1 pseudogene is annotated in these 309 nt (G+C 53.7%); it reads right to left on the reverse strand.

Annotated features, from left to right (window positions below):
* Nucleotides 1-309 (reverse strand): annotated as a pseudogene (locus KDM89_RS21335) (penicillin-binding protein 2); the annotation flags it as partial.

Raw genomic sequence — 309 nt, forward strand, 5'->3', positions numbered from 1 at the left:
GTTTCACCACCGGGCTTTGGCCCCGGCTCAGGCTCTGCAGGCGCCTTGACTTCGGTATCAGATCGGTACAAAGCCATGTCGCTTTGCGGCTTGGGCAAAGGCTGGGGATCTTTACGCTCTTTATCCTGTGGTCGTTTGCCGAGCAGGTAATAATCGAGTGCCTTGCGCACGATAGGCGCTGCCGCTTCCACACCGAAACCACCGTTTTCTACAATGATTGCGATCGCAATTTTAGGTTTATCTGCGGGCGCAAAAGCGATGTACAAAGAGTGATCGAGATGACGTGCAGCCATGCGCTTGGCATCATAT

It is taken from the genome of Cognatundibacterium luofuense, from assembly GCF_018139685.1.
GTDB lineage: Bacteria > Pseudomonadota > Gammaproteobacteria > Burkholderiales > Burkholderiaceae_D > Undibacterium > Undibacterium luofuense.